General features: G+C 52.6%; 5 protein-coding genes. All 5 read left to right on the top strand.

What is annotated here, in order from left to right:
- Nucleotides 1–207: 207 nt before the first annotated feature.
- The 5 genes from HY768_10960 to HY768_10940 all read left to right on the top strand — a co-directional run bounded on the left by HY768_10960 (nt 208) and on the right by HY768_10940 (nt 4,336).
- Nucleotides 208–1,095 (top strand): prohibitin family protein, encoded by an 888-nt coding sequence (locus HY768_10960; GenBank protein MBI4727717.1) that lies wholly within the window; start codon nt 208–210, stop codon nt 1,093–1,095.
- A gap of 239 nt (nt 1,096–1,334) precedes the next feature.
- Nucleotides 1,335–1,604 (top strand): hypothetical protein, encoded by a 270-nt coding sequence (locus HY768_10955; protein ID MBI4727716.1) that lies wholly within the window; start codon nt 1,335–1,337, stop codon nt 1,602–1,604.
- A 222-nt stretch (nt 1,605–1,826) separates the two neighbouring features.
- Nucleotides 1,827–2,921 carry a histidinol-phosphate transaminase gene (locus tag HY768_10950; protein ID MBI4727715.1) on the top strand — a complete coding sequence of 365 codons (1,095 nt, stop codon included), beginning with the start codon at nt 1,827–1,829 and terminating at the stop codon, nt 2,919–2,921.
- A 96-nt stretch (nt 2,922–3,017) separates the two neighbouring features.
- Nucleotides 3,018–3,701 carry a (d)CMP kinase gene (locus HY768_10945; GenBank protein ID MBI4727714.1) on the top strand — a complete coding sequence of 228 codons (684 nt, stop codon included), beginning with the start codon at nt 3,018–3,020 and terminating at the stop codon, nt 3,699–3,701.
- Nucleotides 3,698–4,336: a 1-acyl-sn-glycerol-3-phosphate acyltransferase gene (locus tag HY768_10940; GenBank protein ID MBI4727713.1), complete on the top strand. Its 639-nt coding sequence runs from the start codon at nt 3,698–3,700 to the stop codon at nt 4,334–4,336. The genes HY768_10945 and HY768_10940 overlap by 4 nt, the downstream gene beginning before the upstream one ends.
- Nucleotides 4,337–4,394: the final 58 nt, after the last annotated feature.

The raw sequence follows: 4,394 nt of genomic DNA, 5'->3' as shown, positions 1-4,394 counted from the left end.
CAAAAAACCGAAGTCAGAATTGGATGTGCCATTCTCAACCGCCTGGCTCAAATAGGTATGCCGGTGTCATATAAGGTTGCTGTCTAATCATCGATTTATCAGGGGATGCTGTATCTTTACAATCTTTGCGCAACAAAGCCATTGCAAATTGTGAATTGTAAATCGTGTTTCTGTGGCAAAAAAAAAATATTTTAAGGAGGAAAAGCCATGTTGTTCATTTTTTCACTGCTGGTGTTCGGAGCCTCGGTCTACTACCTTTGGGCGGCCGACCGGAAACTGAAACAGTACAACGAATCCTTCCGCCAGGGGCGCGCCATCTCGATGATACTGGCTTTGCTGTTTGGGCTGATCGCCTTCACCCGGCTTCTGACCGTAATCCCGGCCGGGCACGTGGGCGTGGTGGACTTCTTCGGCAGCGTCTCGGCAAAGACCCTGAAATCCGGGATCAACTTCCGCAACCCATTCGCCCGGGTGATAAAATTTTCCATCAAGACCCAGCAGGTTTTCGAAGTGATGGCCGTGCCATCCAAGGAAGGCCTGACGGTTAATCTTGATGCCAGCGTACTCTATCATCTGGACCCCGAGAAGGCGGCCGAAGTGTATAAAACCGTGGGGGTAAATTATGTGGAGGTCATTTTGGAGCCGCAATTCCGGTCGGTCTGCCGGGGGGTGACCGCGGGGTTCGAGGCCAAGGCGCTTTACACCTCGCAACGGGAAACACTGGCCCAGATGATCTCGGAAGACCTAAAGGAAATGGTAAGCCCGAGGGGAATAATTGTGGAGAGCACTCCGTTGCGCAAAATCGAGCTGCCCCGCAAGGTGACCGACGCCATCGAGGACAAGCTCAAGGCCGAGCAGGAGAGCCAGAGGATGGAGTTCATTTTGACCAAGGAGAAGCAGGAGGCCGAACGCAAACGAATCGAGGCCAGGGGCATCTCCGACTTCCAGAATATAGTGGCCCAGGGCATCTCCGAGCCGCTGCTGCGATGGAAGGGAATCGAGGCCACCGAAAAGCTGGCCTCGTCCAGCAATTCCAAAATAGTCATCATCGGTTCGGGCAAGGACGGCCTGCCGGTGATATTGGACACGAAGTAAATGGGAAACTAAATAAATGGGAAATGGATAAATGGGAAATCGGAAGATCATATGAAAAAACAGTTTACCGGCACTTTATTTGGTCTTAAGTAGCCGTAAATAAATAAACTTTACAAGTGCTCACGATTTTATCTTTATTTAATCATATATCTCTGCCACTGGATGAATAGGTTATTTATTTATAGCACCTAATGCAAATACTCATTGCTGGGGCAGGCAGAGTTTACGCCGGAGAGCCAATGAAGGTGGTCGAGATGCCAAACAGCGATAGCATCAGTTTGTACGATTTTGAGAGAACACTGAAGTATGTCAGGACTCAGATCGTATTCAATCACGGCAACGATGTCAGGTATAAATATGTTTTGTATAAGATCTCCGATCTATTGGTCGCCAATGAAAAGATGCCTTCCACGATATTGACCAAAAACATAGACAACGGTTTAAAATACGGGATGACCATTGGTGCGGTTGCCGGTTTGTTGCCAGGTATATATTACGGCAATCGCTAGCTAGACAAATGGGGAGTTTTAGCAAAACAAAGGCAGTTGTATTAAAAAAGCGGCTCTAACCAAGCCGTTTTTTTGCTTACAATGATATTTTTAGGATATTTTATGGTGATATCCTGATATTTATTGATATTTATTTGACTTGATTTTATGAATTAAATATGATATAATAATCGTTTATGTTAAAATCATAATTATAACCCATTAAACAGCATAAGGTTATATATGAAGCCCCAAGCCAGGCCCAATATCCAGAGCATCAGCCCCTATATCCCTGGCAAGCCTATCGAAGAAGTACGCCGGGAGTTGGGCATAAAGGGCCAGATCATCAAGCTGGCCTCCAACGAAAACCCGCTGGGGCCTTCGCCGCTGGCGGTCAAAGCTCTGCGGAAATCGCTGAAGGAGATCAATCTCTATCCCGACGACGGATGCTTTGCCCTGGGTAAAAGACTGGCCGCCAGCCTGGGAGTGAACGAGGACCAGCTGATATTCGGCAACGGCTCGGTGGACGTGATCGAGTTCATCACCAAGACCTTCGTGGCCCCGGGAGACCACGTGGTCATAGCCGAGGGGGCCTTCATCATGTACAAGATAGCGGCCAGGATGGCCGATGCCAGGCCTTCGCTGATCCCCTTAAAGAATTATGTCCACGACCTGGAAGCCATGGCGGCCGCGGTTACCCCGCAGACCAAGGTGGTATACATCGCCAACCCCAACAATCCCACCGGCACCATGCTCAACGAAACCCAGGTCAAGGCCTTCATGCAAAAAGTGCCGGAGAGCTGCGTGGCGGTGTTTGACGAGGCCTATTTGGAATACATCGACCGGCCGGATTTCCCCGATACCATCAAGCTGCTCAAGGACTGGCCCAACGCCATAGTTCTCCACACCTTTTCCAAGATATACGGGCTGGCGGGATTGCGGGTGGGCTACGGGGTGGGAAACCCCGAGCTGATCTCCCAGATCCGCAAGGTGCGGCTGCCGTTTAACATCAGCCTGACCGGGCAGGCCGCCTGCCTGGCTGCCCTAGATGATGCCAAGCACCTGGCCAAAAGCAAGCGGCTCAACGTCGAGGGCAAAGAATATTTGTACAAACAGTTCCAGGCTCTGGGCATCTCCTATGTGCCGTCCGAAGGCAACTTCATATTAATAGATCCCAAGACAGATTCCCAGCCGGTCTTTTCGGCCCTGCAAAAACTGGGGGTCATCGTGCGGCCGGTCAAGAATTACGGCTATCAGACTGAGCTGCGGGTGACCATCGGCACCGCCCGGCAGAACAAGAAACTTATCATCTCCTTAAAGAAAGTGCTGAAGGACTGATCACGGTCATTAGATCCTGGATGATAGATGATAGATGCCAGGGAACTGTTCACGGTATTTTTAAATTTGAGATTTAGCAATTCGTAATTTTCATTGATGTTTCGCAAACCGGTAATTGCCATAGACGGCCCGGCGGCCTCCGGCAAAAGCACCACCGCCAGGCTGGTGGCCCAGAAACTGGGATACCTTTACATCGATACCGGGGCCATGTACCGGGCGGCCGGGCTGAAGGCCCTGCGGCTGGGGATCTCTTTCAGCGACCGGGAGGCCATCGGAAAAATGATGGACCGGACGGACATCAGCCAAAAACCAGCTCCCTTAGGCCCGGCCACATTCTTGGACGGGGTTGATGTCAGCGGACCGATCCGCAGCCCGGAAGTCTCCCAGGCGGCCTCCGACATCTCGGCCATTCCGTCAGTCCGTCAAAGGCTGGTCAAACTCCAGCAGCAGATGGGGCGGAAGGGTGGGGTGGTAATGGAGGGCCGGGACATCACCACGGTGGTCTTTCCAAACGCCGAGGTCAAGGTCTTCATGCAGGCCTCCGTCCGGGAAAGGGCGCATAGACGCAAGGCCGAGCTGGAGGCCCATGGCATGACGATGGATTTAAAAGTCCTGGAGAAACAGATAGAAACCCGCGACCGCCAGGACAGCCAGCGGGACGACAGCCCCCTGACCTGCACCCCGGATTCGCTGGTGATAGACACTTCAACCCTTACCATTGACCAGCAGGTGGAGATGGTGATCGCCCAGGCGGAAAAGGTTATGAAGGCCGAAGCATGATCTGGGAAAGCCGGGCCTTTAATTCCCGGGCCTACCGGACGACCTGGTACGCCCTGAACCTTTATTTCGGCGCCATTTGCAGATGGAAGGTGGAAGGGCGGGAGCTGGTCCCCCGGAATGGTCCCATAATAATTGCCTCCAACCATATCGCCCTGATAGATCCAGTCTTCGTGGGATCCTGCATCCGCCGGGAGACCGCCTTCATGGCTAAAAAAGAGCTGTTCGGCTTTCCCCCCTTAAGGGCATTGATCACCTGCCATAACGCCTTTCCCATCAGGCGGGGTGGCTGGGATTCCCAGGCCTTCAGGCTGCTTAAGGAAAAACTGGACCAGGGTCTGGCGGTACTGGTCTTCCCCGAAGGCACCCGAAGCAAAACAGAAAATTTTTTAGACCCCAAGCCGGGCATAGGTTTTCTGGTCAGGCAGAATGGGGTCCCGGTGGTTCCCTGTTTCATCCGGGGCACCAACCAGGGGTGGCGGAAACTGCTGACCCGTAATCAAGCGCTGGCCGCCCGGTTCGGCCAGCCGATAACGGTGGCCGAAATAGAATCTTTTCCGGCAGATAAAAACGGGTATATCGGCTTAAGCCGGCTGATCATGCAGCGGATAGCCGAGCTGAAGGAAAAGGCCCGATGAAGATAAAGGTGGCCCAAAGCGCCGGGTTCTGCTTCGGGGTGAAGCGGGCGGTGAACAT

Source organism: candidate division TA06 bacterium (genome assembly GCA_016208585.1).
GTDB lineage: Bacteria > Edwardsbacteria > AC1 > AC1 > EtOH8 > UBA5202.
Note: the sequence above shows the minus strand (reverse complement) of the source record. Positions and strands in the feature narration are given on the sequence as shown.

Bases quoted from the DNA above. Each gene is read 5' to 3' on its own strand.
- HY768_10960 (MBI4727717.1), top strand. From the start codon at position 208: ATGTTGTTCATTTTTTCACTGCTGGTGTTCGGAGCCTCGGTCTACTAC.
- HY768_10955 (MBI4727716.1), top strand. From the start codon at position 1,335: ATGAAGGTGGTCGAGATGCCAAACAGCGATAGCATCAGTTTGTACGAT.
- HY768_10950 (MBI4727715.1), top strand. From the start codon at position 1,827: ATGAAGCCCCAAGCCAGGCCCAATATCCAGAGCATCAGCCCCTATATC.
- HY768_10945 (MBI4727714.1), top strand. From the start codon at position 3,018: ATGTTTCGCAAACCGGTAATTGCCATAGACGGCCCGGCGGCCTCCGGC.
- HY768_10940 (MBI4727713.1), top strand. From the start codon at position 3,698: ATGATCTGGGAAAGCCGGGCCTTTAATTCCCGGGCCTACCGGACGACC.